Annotated in this window: 15 protein-coding genes; 6 read left to right on the top strand and 9 right to left on the bottom strand. The window is 51.1% G+C overall.

The genetic code is table 11. The features are described from left to right. Window positions 1-110: 110 nt before the first annotated feature. The 3 genes from ACJHX7_RS11335 to ACJHX7_RS11325 all read left to right on the top strand — a co-directional run bounded on the left by ACJHX7_RS11335 (window position 111) and on the right by ACJHX7_RS11325 (window position 2,387). The gene (locus ACJHX7_RS11335) at window positions 111-1,694 is read left to right on the top strand and encodes a TerC family protein (protein ID WP_000454701.1); all 1,584 of its coding nucleotides are present in this window, start codon (window positions 111-113) and stop codon (window positions 1,692-1,694) included. A 74-nt stretch (window positions 1,695-1,768) separates the two neighbouring features. Beyond that, window positions 1,769-2,107 (top strand): type II toxin-antitoxin system RelE/ParE family toxin, encoded by a 339-nt coding sequence (locus ACJHX7_RS11330; RefSeq protein ID WP_001227698.1) that lies wholly within the window; start codon window positions 1,769-1,771, stop codon window positions 2,105-2,107. Continuing rightward, window positions 2,097-2,387, top strand: a complete 291-nt coding sequence (locus ACJHX7_RS11325) for a helix-turn-helix domain-containing protein (RefSeq protein ID WP_000687871.1) — start codon at window positions 2,097-2,099, stop codon at window positions 2,385-2,387. Before ACJHX7_RS11330 ends, ACJHX7_RS11325 begins: the two co-directional genes overlap by 11 nt. A 52-nt stretch (window positions 2,388-2,439) precedes the next feature. On the opposite strand, the gene asmA is transcribed toward ACJHX7_RS11325, so the two are convergent. The 3 genes from asmA to udk form a co-directional block, all read right to left on the bottom strand. Further along, window positions 2,440-4,293: an outer membrane assembly protein AsmA gene (asmA, locus tag ACJHX7_RS11320; protein WP_094029854.1), complete on the bottom strand. Its 1,854-nt coding sequence runs from the start codon at window positions 4,291-4,293 to the stop codon at window positions 2,440-2,442. 21 nt (window positions 4,294-4,314) lie between these two features. After that, entirely contained in the window at window positions 4,315-4,896 is a 582-nt protein-coding gene (dcd, locus tag ACJHX7_RS11315) for a dCTP deaminase (protein WP_410231599.1), read from the bottom strand. Between the two features lie 91 nt (window positions 4,897-4,987). Continuing rightward, on the bottom strand, window positions 4,988-5,629 hold the full coding sequence (gene udk, locus ACJHX7_RS11310) for a uridine kinase (protein ID WP_001295424.1): 642 nt from the start codon (window positions 5,627-5,629) through the stop codon (window positions 4,988-4,990). A gap of 317 nt (window positions 5,630-5,946) precedes the next feature. Here udk and ACJHX7_RS11305 point away from each other — a divergent pair, with 317 nt between their 5' ends. Further along, window positions 5,947-9,264 carry a diguanylate cyclase gene (locus tag ACJHX7_RS11305; protein ID WP_410231598.1) on the top strand — a complete coding sequence of 1,106 codons (3,318 nt, stop codon included), beginning with the start codon at window positions 5,947-5,949 and terminating at the stop codon, window positions 9,262-9,264. 31 nt (window positions 9,265-9,295) lie between these two features. Here ACJHX7_RS11305 and alkA read toward each other — a convergent pair whose 3' ends face one another. Then, on the bottom strand, window positions 9,296-10,159 hold the full coding sequence (alkA, locus tag ACJHX7_RS11300; RefSeq protein WP_094029852.1) for a DNA-3-methyladenine glycosylase 2: 864 nt from the start codon (window positions 10,157-10,159) through the stop codon (window positions 9,296-9,298). Between the two features lie 133 nt (window positions 10,160-10,292). On the opposite strand from alkA, the gene yegD reads away from it, so the two are divergent. Next, window positions 10,293-11,645 carry a molecular chaperone gene (yegD, locus tag ACJHX7_RS11295; RefSeq protein WP_094029851.1) on the top strand — a complete coding sequence of 451 codons (1,353 nt, stop codon included), beginning with the start codon at window positions 10,293-10,295 and terminating at the stop codon, window positions 11,643-11,645. Window positions 11,646-11,657: 12 nt separating this feature from the next. Here yegD and yegI read toward each other — a convergent pair whose 3' ends face one another. After that, entirely contained in the window at window positions 11,658-13,604 is a 1,947-nt protein-coding gene (gene yegI / locus ACJHX7_RS11290; protein WP_410231597.1) for a protein kinase YegI, read from the bottom strand. A gap of 200 nt (window positions 13,605-13,804) precedes the next feature. Here yegI and ACJHX7_RS11285 point away from each other — a divergent pair, with 200 nt between their 5' ends. Further along, a complete protein-coding gene (locus tag ACJHX7_RS11285; RefSeq protein ID WP_094029849.1) occupies window positions 13,805-14,266 on the top strand; it encodes a YegJ family protein in 462 nt (153 codons plus the stop codon). A gap of 64 nt (window positions 14,267-14,330) precedes the next feature. Here the strand turns inward: ACJHX7_RS11285 and pphC are convergent, their stop codons facing one another. From pphC to ACJHX7_RS11265, 4 genes are all read right to left on the bottom strand, one after another. Beyond that, window positions 14,331-15,092, bottom strand: coding sequence for a protein-serine/threonine phosphatase PphC (pphC, locus tag ACJHX7_RS11280; protein ID WP_089583106.1), 762 nt, complete (start codon window positions 15,090-15,092; stop codon window positions 14,331-14,333). Continuing rightward, window positions 15,089-15,748 carry a vWA domain-containing protein gene (locus ACJHX7_RS11275; protein ID WP_089583105.1) on the bottom strand — a complete coding sequence of 220 codons (660 nt, stop codon included), beginning with the start codon at window positions 15,746-15,748 and terminating at the stop codon, window positions 15,089-15,091. The genes pphC and ACJHX7_RS11275 overlap by 4 nt, the downstream gene beginning before the upstream one ends. A 217-nt stretch (window positions 15,749-15,965) precedes the next feature. Then, entirely contained in the window at window positions 15,966-16,022 is a 57-nt protein-coding gene (locus ACJHX7_RS11270) for a type I toxin-antitoxin system Ibs family toxin (protein ID WP_100792650.1), read from the bottom strand. A gap of 271 nt (window positions 16,023-16,293) precedes the next feature. After that, entirely contained in the window at window positions 16,294-16,350 is a 57-nt protein-coding gene (locus ACJHX7_RS11265; protein WP_100249772.1) for a type I toxin-antitoxin system Ibs family toxin, read from the bottom strand. Between the last annotated feature and the right edge of the window lie 61 nt (window positions 16,351-16,411).

Below are 16,411 nucleotides of genomic sequence, written 5' to 3'. Positions count from 1 at the left end.
ACCCTCAAATAATATGAGATAAATAGTGCTGTAACATTGCATTTTTGCCCCGATTTATCCATGATCGAATTGTGACATTTGTCATACAACGAATAGGTTTTGTACTTACTATGGAATGGATTGCCGATCCGTCTATCTGGGCCGGGTTAATCACGCTGATTGTGATCGAACTGGTCCTCGGCATTGATAACCTGGTCTTTATTGCCATCCTCGCCGAAAAACTACCGCCGAAGCAGCGCGACCGCGCACGGGTTACCGGGCTGCTGCTGGCGATGTTAATGCGCCTGTTACTGCTGGCGTCAATCTCCTGGCTGGTCACCCTGACTCAACCGCTGTTCAGCTTCCGCTCGTTTACCTTTAGCGCCCGCGATTTAATCATGCTGTTTGGTGGTTTCTTCCTGCTGTTCAAAGCCACGATGGAGCTGAACGAACGGCTGGAAGGGAAAGACAGCAATAACCCCACGCAACGCAAAGGTGCGAAGTTCTGGGGGGTGGTGACACAAATTGTGGTACTGGACGCCATCTTCTCACTCGACTCGGTGATTACCGCCGTCGGGATGGTCGACCATTTACTGGTCATGATGGCCGCCGTGGTTATCGCTATCAGCCTGATGTTGATGGCAAGCAAGCCGTTAACGCAATTTGTTAACAGTCACCCGACGATCGTTATTCTCTGCTTAAGTTTCCTGTTGATGATTGGCTTTAGCCTGGTGGCAGAAGGTTTCGGCTTCGTCATTCCGAAAGGCTACCTGTACGCTGCTATTGGTTTCTCGGTGATGATCGAGGCACTCAATCAGTTGGCTATCTTTAACCGGCGACGTTTTCTCTCCGCTAACCAGACGCTGCGCCAGCGGACTACCGAAGCGGTAATGCGCCTGCTTAGCGGGCAAAAAGAAGATGCGGAACTGGACGCCGAAACCGCGTCCATGCTGGTGGATCATGGTAACCAGCAGATCTTTAATCCGCAGGAACGGCGGATGATTGAGCGGGTACTTAATCTTAACCAGCGTACTGTCAGCAGCATTATGACGTCGCGCCACGATATTGAGCATATCGATCTCAACGCGCCGGAAGAAGAAATCCGCCAGTTGCTGGAGCGAAATCAGCACACGCGACTGGTGGTTACTGATGGCGATGACGCGGAAGATTTGCTCGGTGTTGTTCACGTTATCGACCTGTTACAACAGTCACTGCGCGGCGAACCGCTCAACCTGCGGGTGTTGATTCGCCAGCCGCTGGTGTTCCCGGAAACCTTGCCGTTGTTACCTGCCCTGGAGCAGTTCCGTAATGCCCGCACACACTTTGCTTTTGTAGTGGATGAGTTTGGCTCGGTGGAAGGGATTGTGACATTAAGTGACGTCACAGAAACCATTGCCGGTAACTTACCGAATGAAGTGGAAGAGATCGACGCCCGCCATGATATTCAGAAGAATGCCGACGGTTCCTGGACGGCGAATGGTCATATGCCGCTGGAAGATCTGGTGCAATATGTGCCGCTGCCGCTGGATGAAAAACGTGAATATCACACCATTGCCGGGCTATTGATGGAATATTTGCAGCGTATTCCAAAACCTGGCGAAGAAGTTCAGGTGGGGGATTATTTGCTTAAAACGTTGCAGGTGGAAAGCCATCGCGTGCAGAAGGTGCAAATTATTCCGCTACGTAAGGATGGCGAGATGGAGTACGAAGTGTGATAAAACATCAAATGCGCAGGTTCAAACTGCGCATTTGATTTATACAAAATTTAGTATAATCTAAGAATGGAGTAATGAGAAAAAAGCTGGCTTTTCTTGATACCAGTCTTGACGATTTACGCGCATTTCCAGAATCGTCTCGACAGGAAATTGGCTATCAACTCGACAGGATCCAACAAGGGTTAAACCCATACGACTGGAAACCTTTTTCAACTATCGGCCCTGGTCTGCGAGAGATTCGTACTCGCGATGCTGATGGGATCTATCGCGTCATGTATATCGCAAAATTTGAAGAAGCGGTTTACGTATTGCATTGTTTTCAAAAGAAAACACAGACTACCAGTCAATCGGATGTTGATTTAGCCAAACGACGCTATAAAGAACTTGTTCAGGAGCGGAAAAATGAAAATTGAAACCTTTGATAGTGTGTGGGATGCGGTGAGTGACACCCCTGAACAAGCGGAAAATATGCGGATCCGTGCCGAACTTGTAACGATCATTAATAACTGGATTGAACAACAAGGGTTTAGCCAGGCTCAGGCAGCGTCTGCTTTAGGGGTCACTCAACCTCGCATATCTGAACTTGCCAGAGGTAAGATCCAGATCTTTAGTATCGATAAATTGATCACCATGATGGCTCATGCAGGATTGCATATTCAACGTATTGAAATTCAATATCCACATGCTGCTTAGTGCTATAAATACAGATGGCGACAAATTGACGCCACCATCTGCATAACTTGTCTTACATCTTCTCCAGCAACTTCTTCACATCTTTGCCATTGCGGGAATCTTTATTCCGCTCGGCCCAGTCATTCAGGCGACGTTTCGCTTCGTCCTGTAGATGTTTGCGCAGTAACTGATCCACTTGCAGGCTGTAATTGAGTTGCTGCCAGTTGCCATAAACCCGCAGCGGTACTGGCGTTTCTTTGAGGAAATCAATCAGTTTACTTTCTCCGTTCCAGCCACCCACGACCCGAATATCAAACTGGGTGTCGCAGGTTTGATCTGCCAGATTCAACATGCCTTCCCCTGTCAGCGCCAGCACTGGCGATTGACCTTGCATGTCGTTTAACGTCACGACGCCATCCTTCAACGTCAAATCGGTGGTAAAGCGGTCAAGACGCGTTACGTTATCGAAGTTTTCAGCGGCCTTCACATCACCACCATTACGTTCTACCGCTTGCTGAATCATCTGCTGGAAGTTCATCCCTTCCATGCGCGTGTCGGTCATTTCGACATGTGCCTGTCCTTGCCAGTTATGGCGGAATGCGTCGGCATCTATGTCAGCACCGGAGAAATCACCAGCCAGTGACATCTTTCCGGTCAACGAAATCGGATAGTTAAACGCCTTCAGAATGGTACCAATCTCAACGTTTTCCAGCCGTGGCTGGAAGTTTATCCGCGGATTTATTGATGTCGCGTCCAGCGTGCCCGGCAGCGAAACCTGTCCACCGTTAAGCTTGCCCTGCAGTTGAGTAATTTCCAGCAAACCCGACTTGTTGGTCATTTGCGTGGCAACGTCTGTAAAATTCATTCCGCGCCAGCGCACGTTACTGGCCTGCAACAAAATATCAGCCGTAAAGCCATGCAATCCCTGATAGGCCGGTTCATCAATACGCGAAGAAATGACCGGGCGCGGCAACGTGGATTGGCTCTGCCCTTGCTGCGCGGCACCGTTTTCACCGTTCGCTGTTTCTTTAAGCGGGATGAGGTTGTCAAGATTCAGTTGCGGGAATTGCAGTCTCAGCTGCCATTCCGGTTTCTCTGTCAACGTGACCTGTGCTTGCCCGCTCAGCGTACTGTCATTGGCGGTCAAACTAATTTGGTTAAATGAAAGGCGTTTATGTGACTCCTGCCACTGGGCCTGGAAACTCCCCTGCCCCTGAATACCTTGTTTTGGTAAATCGGCACCCTGCAACTGCCAGTTAATTTGTTCAATAGCCGCCGTTAAATCATGCGGATAATCAGAAGCATCTACCGTACCGTTAAGGGATATCGTGAGGTCGCGCTGATCGCGATTAACCCGCCCGGAGAACTCAAATGAGCCACGATGTTGGGGATCTTGTTCCATTTGCAGGCGGATATTGCGGATTGTCACCTGCTCGTCATCTTCATGCTGGAACACCAGCACGCTGTCCGCCATCTTAAGACTGGATATATCAAACGACCATCCGCGATCGTCTGACAGATCCGGCAAGGTATTGTCGCGCGGTGCAACCGGAGCGTCTTCACTGCGCACCGCTTCCGTCTGCGGCGTCAGTTGGATCACAGCCCCTTTTAGCATCACCTGCTTAACGCTCAGTTGATGGCTCAGTAGTGGTAAAAGCGCCACGTCCAGACGCATGTTGTCTGCGCGAACCAGTGGCTGGCTCGCGCCCTGGGCAGTGAGAGACATTCGCCCGGAGAGGATACTAAGCTGCGGCCAGACGTGCCAACGCAGTGGCCCGTCGAGCTGCAATTGATAACCGCTACGTGCAGCAACTTGCTTGACCATATAGTCGCGGAAATCATTCGGATTCACCAGCAACACTAACGCAGATAACCCGGCCACCAGCACGACCAGGAGTATCATCAGCGTCGTCAGAAATCGTCTCATGGTATCCTCAATGGGCCTGAATTAGTCTTTATCGATTCGGCTGGCTACCGCGCCCTGCTGGTTGCGATATTTCGCATCTTCACGGCGATTGTAAGGTCGCGCCGCCGGGCCGGAAAGCGGCTCAAAGCTCAGCGCACCAATTAACATGCCCGGACGCAGCGCCAGCAGCAGCTTACCGGAGTTGTAGAACTCCAGCACAATGCAGCCAGACCAGCCCGGATCGATGCGGTGCGCGGTGACGTGCACCATCAGCCCCAGACGCGCCAGTGAAGAACGCCCGTCCAGCCAGCCCACCAGATCGGCTGGCAGCGTCACCGACTCCAGCGTCACCGCCAACGCCAGCTCTCCTGGGTGAAGATAGAACGCCTCGCTTTCATCGAGAACGATCTCATCGCTCATCACGCGGTCAAGCGCGGCGCTCACTTCATCTTTGGGACCGCTCAGATCGATAAACGCTGCCGTGTGACCACGGAAGGTACGAAATTTATTGCCCAGGCGCACATCCACCGTCGCGCCGTTAATACGCTCCACTGGCGGACGTGGGTTGATCGACAAACGGCCTTCATCAAGCCAGGCTTCAATATCTCGGTCACACAGACGCATGGCATTTTCTCCTTTCGCGCATCACTCCCTTAACGACAATTACGTCAAGGGTATACCAGGTTATCACTGAACGGTACACAATTTATCAAGCTTATTCAAAGAACTGACTTATTTTCGCTTTCAATATATCGATGGCGATGCGGTTTTTCCCGCCGCGCGGCACGATAATGTCCGCATATTGTTTAGAAGGCTCAATGAATTGCAGGAACATCGGGCGCACGGTTTTTTGATATTGCGCCATCACTGAATCCATTGAACGCCCACGCTCGTTAACGTCACGCTTGATGCGGCGCATCAGGCAGATATCCAGCGGGGTATCAACGAAAATGGAGAAGTTAAGTTCGTCACGCAAACGCGCATCTGTCAGCAACAAAATGCCTTCGAGAATGATGACCTTCTTCGGCTCAACCGTCACCGTTTCTTTCATACGCGTATGTTCAACATAGCTGTAAACCGGCAGGTCAATTGCCGAGCCGCGTTTCAACGCTTGTAAATGCTCAAGCAGCAGGCTGTGATCCATCGCGCTGGGATGGTCGTAGTTGGTCTTAACGCGTTCTTCCATCGACAGATGGCTTTGATCTTTGTAATAGCAGTCTTCGGGAATTACGCCGATGTGTTCATCACCGACTTGCTCACGTAATTCACGATAAAGGGTACTGGCAATAAGACTCTTGCCGGAAGCCGATGCGCCAGCGATACCGATAATGACGCACTGATGAGACTGATCAGTCATATATTTAGCGACCTGATTAACCTGGATGTTAGGAAGGGGGCGACGAAGCGCCAAACGCGGCAATTATAGGGATTTCATCCGCCTGATACCAGTCGAATAGCGTTGCCGCGCGCTCAGAGTTAATTGTTGACGAAGAATTCCCGGTGGCAAATTACGTTGATCAGTTTTATACAAGGTAAAAATTGTTATACGCAGTTGCGCAAATTATCCGCCTTTACGTCACTTTATGAGCAATTCGCATATAAAATGTAAAACTTTTGTACTAGCATAAACACAGAAACGAATACTGGCGACCTGGTCTTGCGGATAAAGCGGTAATGAGCAAACAATCACAGCATGTATTAATTGCCCTGCCCCACCCGCTGCTTCACCTGGTCAGTTTAGGTTTAGTCTCGTTTATCTTTACCCTTTTCTCGCTTGAGCTTTCGCAGTTTGGCACCCAACTCGCCCCACTGTGGTTCCCGACGTCCATCATGATGGTGGCGTTTTATCGCCATGCCGGGCGCATGTGGCCGGGGATTGCGCTGAGCTGCTCGCTGGGAAATATCGCCGCATCCATCCTGCTTTTTTCCACCAGCTCGCTGAACATGACCTGGACGACCATCAATATTGTTGAAGCCGTGGTCGGGGCAGTGCTACTGCGTAAATTGCTGCCGTGGTATAACCCATTGCAAAATCTGGCTGACTGGCTGCGTCTGGCACTCGGCAGCGCCATTGTTCCACCTCTGTTAGGGGGTGTTCTGGTTATCCTGCTGACGCCCGGAGACGATCCTCTCAGGGCATTTTTGATATGGGTACTGTCAGAATCCATCGGCGCACTGGCACTGGTGCCACTGGGATTGTTATTTAAACCACACTATCTGCTGCGCCATCGCAACCCACGGTTGCTTTTTGAGTCGCTGCTCACGTTAGCCATCACACTGACGTTAAGCTGGCTTTCGATGCTGTATCTGCCGTGGCCTTTTACTTTCATTATTGTGCTGTTGATGTGGAGCGCCGTGCGCCTGCCACGAATGGAAGCCTTTTTGATCTTCCTTACCACGGTGATGATGGTGTCACTGATGATGGCCGCGGATCCCTCCCTGCTTGCTACGCCGCGTACATACCTGATGAGCCATATGCCGTGGCTACCGTTTTTGCTGATCCTGCTGCCCGCCAACATCATGACCATGGTGATGTATGCCTTTCGTGCGGAACGCAAACACATTTCCGAAAGCGAAACCCGTTTTCGTAACGCCATGGAATATTCCGCCATCGGCATGGCATTAGTGGGCACCGAGGGGCAATGGCTGCAATCCAACAAAGCACTCTGCCAGTTTCTCAGTTACAGTCAGGAAGAACTGCGCGGACTCACCTTTCAGCAACTGACCTGGCCGGAGGATCTCAATAAAGATCTCCAACAGGTTGAAAAGCTGATCAGCGGTGAAATAAACACCTATTCAATGGAAAAACGCTACTACAACCGCAATGGCGATGTTGTCTGGGCGTTGCTTGCCGTCTCACTGGTGCGCCACACGGATGGCACGCCGCTCTATTTTATCGCTCAGATTGAAGACATTAACGAGCTAAAACGCACCGAACAGGTGAATCAGCAACTGATGGAGCGCATCACGCTGGCTAACGAAGCGGGCGGGATTGGCATCTGGGAGTGGGAGCTTAAGCCGAATATTTTTAGCTGGGATAAGCGGATGTTCGAGCTGTATGAAATTCCTCCGCATATCAAACCGAACTGGCAGGTGTGGTACGAGTGCGTGCTGCCGGAAGATCGCCAGCACGCCGAAAAAGTGATTCGTGATTCGTTGCAATCACGCTCGCCCTTTAAACTGGAATTTCGCATTACCGTGAAAGACGGCATTCGCCATATCCGCGCCCTCGCTAACCGGGTACTGAATAAAGAAGGCGAAGTCGAACGCCTGCTCGGCATTAATATGGATATGACCGAAGTGAAACAGCTTAACGAGGCATTGTTTCAGGAAAAAGAGCGCCTGCACATAACGCTGGATTCCATCGGCGAAGCCGTGGTCTGTATTGATATGGCAATGAAAATTACCTTTATGAATCCGGTGGCGGAGAAGATGAGCGGCTGGACGCAGGAAGAAGCGTTAGGTGTTCCGCTCCTGACGGTGTTGCATATTACTTTTGGCGACAACGGACCATTAATGGAGAACATTTACAGTGCCGACACCTCACGTTCCGCGATTGAACAAGATGTGGTGTTGCACTGCCGAAGCGGCGGCAGCTACGACGTGCATTACAGTATTACGCCGTTAAGTACTCTGGACGGCAGCAATATTGGTTCGGTTCTGGTGATTCAGGACGTCACCGAATCGCGCAAAATGCTGCGTCAGCTGAGCTACAGCGCCTCCCATGATGCACTGACGCATCTCGCCAATCGCGCCAGTTTTGAGAAGCAACTACGCATCCTGCTGCAAACGGTAAACAGTACACATCAGCGACATGCACTGGTGTTTATCGATCTTGATCGCTTTAAAGCGGTGAATGACAGCGCCGGGCACGCCGCTGGCGACGCTTTACTGCGCGAACTGGCGTCATTGATGCTGAGTATGCTGCGCTCCAGCGACGTGCTGGCGCGACTCGGTGGCGATGAATTTGGTCTGCTGCTGCCAGATTGTAATGTCGAAAGTGCGTGTTTTATCGCTACACGCATTATCAGCGCCGTGAATGCCTATCACTTTATCTGGGAAGGACGTGTACATCGGGTAGGTGCCAGTGCAGGGATTACCTTGATTGATGACAACAATCATCAGGCGGCTGAAGTGATGTCGCAGGCTGATATCGCCTGTTATGCCTCCAAAAATGGTGGACGGGGCCGGGTGACGATTTACGAACCGCAGCAAGTTGCCGCACATAGCGAACGGGCGGCGATGTCGCTTGATGAACAGTGGCGGATGATTAAAGAGAATCAGTTGATGATGATCGCCCACGGTGTCGCTTCGCCGCGGATCCCGCAAGCGCGTAATTTGTGGCTGATTTCACTTAAGCTCTGGAGTTGCGAAGGCGAGATTATTGATGAACAAACATTTCGTCGTAGCTTCAGCGATCCGGCACTTAGCCATGCTCTTGACCGACGGGTATTCCACGATTTTTTCCAGCAGGCCGCAAAAGCGATTGCCAGTAAAGGCTTAAGCATCTCCCTCCCCCTTTCCGTTGCCGGTTTGAGTAGCGCCACGCTGGTGAATGAACTAATTGAGCTGCTGGAAAATAGCCCTCTACCACCACGGTTATTACATCTGATTATTCCGGCAGACGCGATTTTAGATCACGCAGAAAGCGTGCAAAAACTGCGGCTGGCGGGATGTCGGATCGTATTCAGTCAGGTGGGCCGCGATCTGCAAATCTTCAACTCGCTGAAAGCGAATATGGCAGATTACCTGCTACTTGATGGTGAGTTATGCGCCAACCTGCAGGGAAATTTGATAGATGAGATGCTGATTACGATCATTCAGGGGCACGCTCAGCTGCTCGGGATGAAGACCATCGCCGGGCCAGTAGTTTTACCCCTGGTGATGGATACGCTTTCTGGCATCAGCGTCGATCTGATTTATGGCGATGTGATTGCCGATGCCCAACCGCTGGATTTGCTGGTGAATAGCAGTTATTTCGCGATTAACTAAGGCGTGCTTCCCCATCGACTGATGCGGCGTATCAGGCCTCCAATTCGTCCGTTCCGTCTGGTTGCCAGCCTTCCGTATACCAGATATGCAACAGCGCATAAGAACGCCAGGGCTTCCAGCGTTCGGCATAACGGCGGATTTGTGCCGGTGTCATTCCCGGAAATCGCTGTTTAATCAGATAATCATCCGGCAGGAAAACATCTTTCACCTGCCAGCCGCGCAAGGCGAAATAATTCGCCGTCCAGCGCCCGATACCCGGAAAAGTTTGCAGCGTTTTCATCGCTTGTTCTACGTCGCTCGGTATTGTCATTGGTAAGGTGCCCTCCAGCGTCGCATTTGCCAGATGAATCAGCGCCTCCGCCCGTTTCAACGGCATACCTAACGCTTTTAATGCCTGCGGGTCGGCTGCAGCCAGCCGCTGAGGCGTGGGGAAGCAGACATAATCCGGAAAATCATCCAACCGTTCGCCATAAAGCTGTGCCACTCTGGCGGTCAATTTTGCCGCCATCGCCACGCTCACCAGTTGGCCTAAAATCGCCCGCACGCCCTGCTCAAAAGCATCAACACAACCAGGTAAACGCAATCCGGGCCGCGCCGCGCCTAACTTGCCCAACGCACCGTTAACAATCTGCGGGTTACATTGCAAATCAAACAGGCGGCTCATTTTCGCCAGACACTCAGCGGCAACAGGTTCTAAACCTGCACTTAAATTTATGTGCAGAGTATGGCTGGCTATATCCGGAATAGCAGTCACCACGCCGCGATATTCGCCCATCGCCAGACTACGGGCATAATAATCGTCCGCAACCGTTTCCACACCGCTCACCGCACGGGCGGCGAGAAATCCCAACATCCACGACCAGTCATATGGCGGCTGCCAGTTCAGGGTATACATCGCATCTCCTTTTTAATCCGCTTTCAGCATAAACGTTATTCAGACGCTACGCTTTGCTTTCATATTCCGGTTGTCGCGACGGCAACATTTCGCTAAAGTCTCGCCCCTTCTTCACCGGCATGGGGATTATTTCGTGTTTATTGGTTTTGATTACGGTACAGCAAACTGTTCAGTGGCGGTCATGCGCGACGGTAAGCCGCAATTACTGAAAATGGAAAACGACAGCACGCTGCTGCCTTCAATGCTTTGCGCGCCAACGCGTGAAGCGGTAAGCGAATGGCTGTACCGCTATCATGATGTTCCGGCAGACGACGATGAAACGCAGGCGCTGCTGCGTCGGGCGATTCGTTATAACCGCGAAGAAGATATCGATGTTACGGCGAAAAGCGTGCAGTTCGGTCTTTCCTCACTGGCACAGTACATTGATGATCCAGAAGAAGTGTGGTTTGTGAAATCACCAAAATCGTTCCTCGGTGCCAGCGGCTTAAAACCGCAGCAGGTAGCGCTGTTTGAGGATCTGGTCTGCGCAATGATGCTGCACATTCGCCAACAGGCGCAGGCGCAATTGCCAGAAGCGATTACCCAGGCGGTGATTGGTCGCCCGATCAACTTCCAGGGGCTGGGCGGCGATGAAGCAAACGCCCAGGCACAAGGGATTCTGGAGCGCGCAGCGAAGCGTGCCGGGTTTAAGGACGTGGTATTCCAGTACGAGCCGGTGGCTGCTGGGCTGGATTACGAAGCCACCTTGCAGGAAGAAAAACGGGTGCTGGTGGTGGATATTGGTGGTGGTACGACTGACTGTTCATTGCTGCTGATGGGGCCGCAGTGGCGTTCGCGTCTCGATCGTAAAGCCAGCCTGCTGGGCCATAGTGGTTGCCGTATTGGTGGTAACGATCTGGATATCGCGCTGGCGTTTAAAAACCTGATGCCGTTACTGGGTATGGGTGGCGAAACCGAAAAAGGCATCGCCCTGCCGATTCTGCCGTGGTGGAATGCGGTTGCCATCAACGACGTTCCTGCACAGAGTGATTTCTACAGTAGTGCCAACGGTCGTCTGCTTAACGATCTGGTACGCGATGCCCGCGAACCGGAAAAAGTGGCCCTGTTACAGAAAGTCTGGCGTCAGCGTTTAAGCTATCGCCTGGTGCGCAGCGCGGAAGAGAGCAAAATTGCGCTTTCAAGCGTAGCGGAAACCCGCGCCTCACTGCCGTTTATCAGCGATGAACTGGCTACGCTGATTAGCCAGCAAGGGCTGGAAAACGCCCTCAGTCAGCCGCTGGCGCGAATTCTGGAACAGGTGCAACTGGCGCTGGATAACGCCCAGGAAAAACCGGATGTCATCTATCTGACTGGTGGTAGCGCCCGATCGCCGCTGATTAAAAAAGCGCTGGCAGAACAGTTGCCGGGCATTCCGATTGCAGGCGGCGATGACTTTGGCTCCGTCACCGCCGGGCTGGCACGCTGGGCGGAAGTGGTGTTTCGTTAATTGAAAAATGGCTCAGCAGCGGCTTAAATCAGCCTGCGCCTGAGCCAGTTTTTCTGCCGCCTGACGTAGCGGCTCCATCAACGGCATGGTCCGTGCTGGAGCATGAAGGCGGAATCGCTGCAACTCTGTCGCACCGACAGTCAACGCCGATTCCAGCCGATGTCGTTTGGCGGCCATTTTAGTCAGTACCGCTTGTCTGTCTGCTGGCGTTACCGCTTCATTCGGCCTGAACACAAAACGGCGTTCGCAACTCGCTTTCCAGTCGATAACCGCCTGTGTCAGATGATCACCAAACCCTTTCACTTGCTTAACGCCACGACGGGTAACATCTGCGGCGGTTTCAATACCAAAAGACCGTAACGCCGCTTTACGCGCTGGGCCTACGCCGGGAATAGAGGCAGCATCGATAAAAAATCCCTCCAGAAACTTCTGCTTCTGCCGTTCCCTTGCGTTGTCCTGAAGTGCTGCCAGAGCGCGTTTCTCCTCTTCCGGTAACCCAAGAATTTCGTCCTTCATTTTTTCGAGCATCGTCCGTTTGGCTATAAAACCTTCCTGCCCGCCCAACTGTTGGATCTGGCTGACTAAATGGTCATAGTCCATTTTCGCGCGATTAAACGCCTCACGGCGTTGCTGGATTTCTGCTTTGTACGCTTTGCTTGTCAGGCTGCCAATAATCCAGATAGCCGCCAGCACAGGAACCCAAATAATATAACGCGGTTCTGTCTGAAGGCCGCAAAGCAACAGCGATAACGCTGACAGTGCGATCTCAATCAGAATGATGTATTCACGCCGTAACAGGCCTAAAGGAAGCGGCCTGCCAGTCGGTTGGAAATGATCGGGTAATGGCAGTTGCAATGCTGGCGGTGCTACTGACGCCATCACCATCGCCCAGACTTTCGCCAGCACAAAATCACCGCTGGTGGTAATGACCTCTTCGCCGAGATCAATAAAATAGATAACGCCTTGATTATCCAGAGCACACCACGGGCAGTCAGCCAAATGACCGGGATAAACATGCATTGCCGAAACGGTACATTTCTTTAACTGTTGGCGTAGTAAATCAAGTGCTGCTACCCACGCTTTTGCCGTCGGACGCCCGGTTGCCACGCCACTTTCCGTGAATGCCTGCTGAAACATGGCTTCAACATCGCCCGGTAACATCGACAGCGGAATAGATCGTGGCGGCGGTTTTAAACCACGTCGCTGATTATCTGACGCGTAGGCATAACGGAAATGGGCAATATCCGTCTCCAGTGCATTACCCGCATCAGAGACAAGCGGTACACCGGAATAAGGATGCCGCCCACCAAACAAGACGTGAAAAATCAGCAACGCAAGGCCAAAATTATCGTGATTCGCGGTGCGTTCAAAGCCAACAAATGACGACAAGGTTTGCAGCTCTGGCGACGTAAAATGCGACACGCCCACTTCGCATAAATGCAGCGTTCCATTGGCGTTAATCTGAAAGGAGTCGCTATCAATCAACACCACTTTGCTGTCACGGCCTACCATAAAGCTGTTCTGGTTTACGTCACCCACGACGTGCCCGTGCTCGTGAACCGTAGCAAAAGATGAAGCAATATTGCGCGCAACATAGAGGAGAAAATCCCACGCACAATGAGGGTAACTCTGACGACGATGTGCCGGGCTATAGATCATATGAATCGGTTCTTTACCTGAAACCTTCGGCATCATAAAACCGATAACCTTTCCGCCTCGTCCACCGTGAAGCGTTGCCTGCGGCCAGGCGACATAATTCAACAATTGCGCGTCAGCTGCCGCAGTCATAAAGGCAAGTTTGTCCTGTTTTAAGGCGGGTGGCGGCGTGTGATAAATCTTTGCGACGCTATCGACAAACTCCTCGATATCATAAACCGCACCTTCGCCGCCTTTGCCCAGTTCACGGCCGAGAGTGGTCAATTCACCTGTCGATGTAAATACTTTTATATTTGTCTTCATAATGTTTCAAGGGCAGTCATATTATATTTCAATGAATAATAACACTTCCCATTATAATTATTTCTATATTGGAAGAGTCCAACTCAAGAATAAAAATGATAATGCAATTTCATCAGGATACAATTCAATTCCAACCTGATAATGATTCACTTCCACAGGTTTTTTGCTAACTTTTACTACACAGGGATTCTGGAGAAAAAATGAAAAAGATATTACTTATGTTGAGTCTGCTATTTTTTACTACCGCAAGCTATTGTGAGATTTCGGATACGTTAGTGACAGGAGGTTATGATAAAAAGGCGATGTCTGACGCGATTAAACATGCGCGGAAAGAAACCGATCAATTCATCGAAGTTATGAATAAAAAAGATGCTGATACTTTCGCGGTCAAAGCCCCGATAACCGATCGCGGAGAAACCGAGCATTTCTGGCTCACGGATGTCACTTATTCTAACGGCATGTTTATTGGTATAATAAGCAATGACCCTGGTATTGTTACAAACGTAGAATATGGCCAGGAGTGGAAAATCAAGAAAAAAGATATTTCAGACTGGATGTATACGCGCGGGGATAAAATTTACGGTGGTTATACCATTGATCCTTTATTGGTCACCTATCCAAAAGAAGAAGCCGACGAGCTAAGAGCAAAATTAGTTCGCTAGCCAGCCATTATATTGATTGCTTAAACTGGCGGTTGAACCGTTGTATTCAACCGCCATGCGATGTTCATTCTGTCCACATAGCCAGTGCTAACGTTTTATCATCATCGGTACGCTCGTTTACCGCCGGGCTGGACAAAAACTGCTTTAACAATTCAGGTAATAAATCGAGTTGTTCCTGCGTTGCTGACGCCAGTCCATTGAAAAACGGGGTAAAGAAAGGCACATGCGGAGAATTATCCAGCATATTTAACGCCAGTCTCTGAATACCATCCGTAAATGCTGCAACTCTATGCGCACGCTCAGTGCTGGTGAAAGTTTCCAGTCTGGAAACGGCATCTTCATCGGTAATGAAATGCGTCATGTTGGCATATTCACCCACCATCGGCGTGAGCGGCAATTGCAAACCGTGCCCCAAATCTACCACCACGCCACCATCGCCAATCTGCATAATCAATGTGCCGTCAGGCGATGAAATCAGCCCCAGAAATGTGCAGGCAAAATCGCGAACCGCTAATTCTTTGGCTTCCGCCTCGGCAAAAAGTCGCTGACGAACGGTCAGCACAATATCCGTTGCGAGGACATCATTAAGCCCCAATTCCCCGCCCTGCACTTTTTGCATCATATAAGCCATCGCTTCATTGACGGCAAGCGTCGCACCTTCGCCACCCTGCGAAACGCTGCCTGCGCCATCAGCGACAAATACCGTCAATAATGGCTGCTGGTCTTCTAGCCAGGCAACCTGCATCTGGCAGGCATCCTGGCAAGGCAAGTCCGCGCTGATGTGCGACGTTCCAACGGTTGATGCATAGACCAGACGCCAGCTCACACTGACGTCCAGCCTTTTGGCGCTTCCAGCACAACTTCCGTTCCCGGCGTGGAGCGGGAAACCGAACGCAGCGAACTGGATAACCAGCTAAACAGTTCACGGAATTGTAATCCCTGCAGTGGCAAAGGCTGACGAACGCTGATTTGTGCCAAAGTCTTCATATCCGCCCCCTGAACACCGATGGAAAAGAAGGCAAACTTCTTATCTTCTTCCCCCTGAAACACTTTGTTGGCGGCAGCCTGCCACTCATCGGTTGGAGCGCCATCAGTGATCAGGAAAATCCACGGGCGATAATACGAAATACCATTGGCACGATACTCACGTTTCCGCTCCTCTACCATATCCAGGGCTTTGGTAATGGCAGCGCCCATTGGTGTATCGCCCAGGGCAAACAGGATGGGCGGGAAAAAATTAGCGGCGCTGGTAAAGGGTTGTTCCACACGCACCGGGCCGAACGTCACAATGCCGAGTTCCACTCTTTTTAAGGCCAGCGAATCGGCAAGCAGCTCATCGCGAAAGGTAACCAATCCGGCGTTAAGTTCATTAATGGGTCTACCGTTCATAGAACCAGAAACATCCAGCAGCAAAATGCAGGGGCAACGTGGTTCCGGGTTACTGGCAAAATCGCTGGTGGCAAACGTGATTTGTTCGCTCATAAGAAATCCTTTCTTAGAGAATTATTGAGGTCCGGTATCATACCGATTGCAATAATGAAATAAGAGCAAACGAAGAAACTTTCAGAATTAGGCCCGGCGGCGCAGAAAATTTTGCTATTCGCCTCGCAAGAACGGAGAGCCGTCGATTGACACTAAGGGCGGAGTGACATAATTTCAGGAGTGAGGGTAGAGCGGGGTTTCCCCCGCCCTGGTAGTCTTAGTAAGCGGGGAAGCTTATGACTAAGAGCACCACGATGATGAGTATCTTCATCATGACCCTTTCCTTATTTAAGGCCCCTTCCTCGGGAGGGGCTTTCCCGTTTCAGCGTCCCGCTGAAATCGTCGGCTTACCTCCTTTCGCCCTGAATGCAGTCTATCGCTAACGCGTGAACAAAATAGTTTCCTCTGTGATTATTGCGTAACGACTCGCAAAGAATATTTGCTGGCAGGATCGCAGACTACAAAGCCTGCGGATTGACAATCTTATCGTGAAGGCATAATTTCAGGAGTGAGGGTAGAGCGGGGTTTCCCCCGCCCTGGTAGTCTTAGTAAGCTGGCCAGCTAATAACTAAGAGCACCACGATGATGAGTAGCTTCATCATGACCCTTTCCTTATTTAAGGCCCCTTCCTCGGGAGGGGCTTTCCCGTTTCAGCGTCCCGCT

Source organism: Escherichia sp. WS1451 (assembly GCF_046487365.1).
GTDB lineage: Bacteria > Pseudomonadota > Gammaproteobacteria > Enterobacterales > Enterobacteriaceae > Escherichia > Escherichia coli.
This window is presented reverse-complemented; position numbering and strand designations above follow the sequence as displayed.

What these genes read in the sequence shown, in the direction of transcription:
- ACJHX7_RS11335 (WP_000454701.1), top strand. Translation starts at nt 111, where the DNA reads ATGGAATGGATTGCCGATCCGTCTATCTGGGCCGGGTTAATCACGCTG.
- ACJHX7_RS11330 (WP_001227698.1), top strand. Translation starts at nt 1,769, where the DNA reads ATGAGAAAAAAGCTGGCTTTTCTTGATACCAGTCTTGACGATTTACGC.
- ACJHX7_RS11325 (WP_000687871.1), top strand. Translation starts at nt 2,097, where the DNA reads ATGAAAATTGAAACCTTTGATAGTGTGTGGGATGCGGTGAGTGACACC.
- asmA (WP_094029854.1), bottom strand. Translation starts at nt 4,293, where the DNA reads ATGAGACGATTTCTGACGACGCTGATGATACTCCTGGTCGTGCTGGTG.
- dcd (WP_410231599.1), bottom strand. Translation starts at nt 4,896, where the DNA reads ATGCGTCTGTGTGACCGAGATATTGAAGCCTGGCTTGATGAAGGCCGT.
- udk (WP_001295424.1), bottom strand. Translation starts at nt 5,629, where the DNA reads ATGACTGATCAGTCTCATCAGTGCGTCATTATCGGTATCGCTGGCGCA.
- ACJHX7_RS11305 (WP_410231598.1), top strand. Translation starts at nt 5,947, where the DNA reads ATGAGCAAACAATCACAGCATGTATTAATTGCCCTGCCCCACCCGCTG.
- alkA (WP_094029852.1), bottom strand. Translation starts at nt 10,159, where the DNA reads ATGTATACCCTGAACTGGCAGCCGCCATATGACTGGTCGTGGATGTTG.
- yegI (WP_410231597.1), bottom strand. Translation starts at nt 13,604, where the DNA reads ATGAAGACAAATATAAAAGTATTTACATCGACAGGTGAATTGACCACT.
- ACJHX7_RS11285 (WP_094029849.1), top strand. Translation starts at nt 13,805, where the DNA reads ATGAAAAAGATATTACTTATGTTGAGTCTGCTATTTTTTACTACCGCA.
- ACJHX7_RS11275 (WP_089583105.1), bottom strand. Translation starts at nt 15,748, where the DNA reads ATGAGCGAACAAATCACGTTTGCCACCAGCGATTTTGCCAGTAACCCG.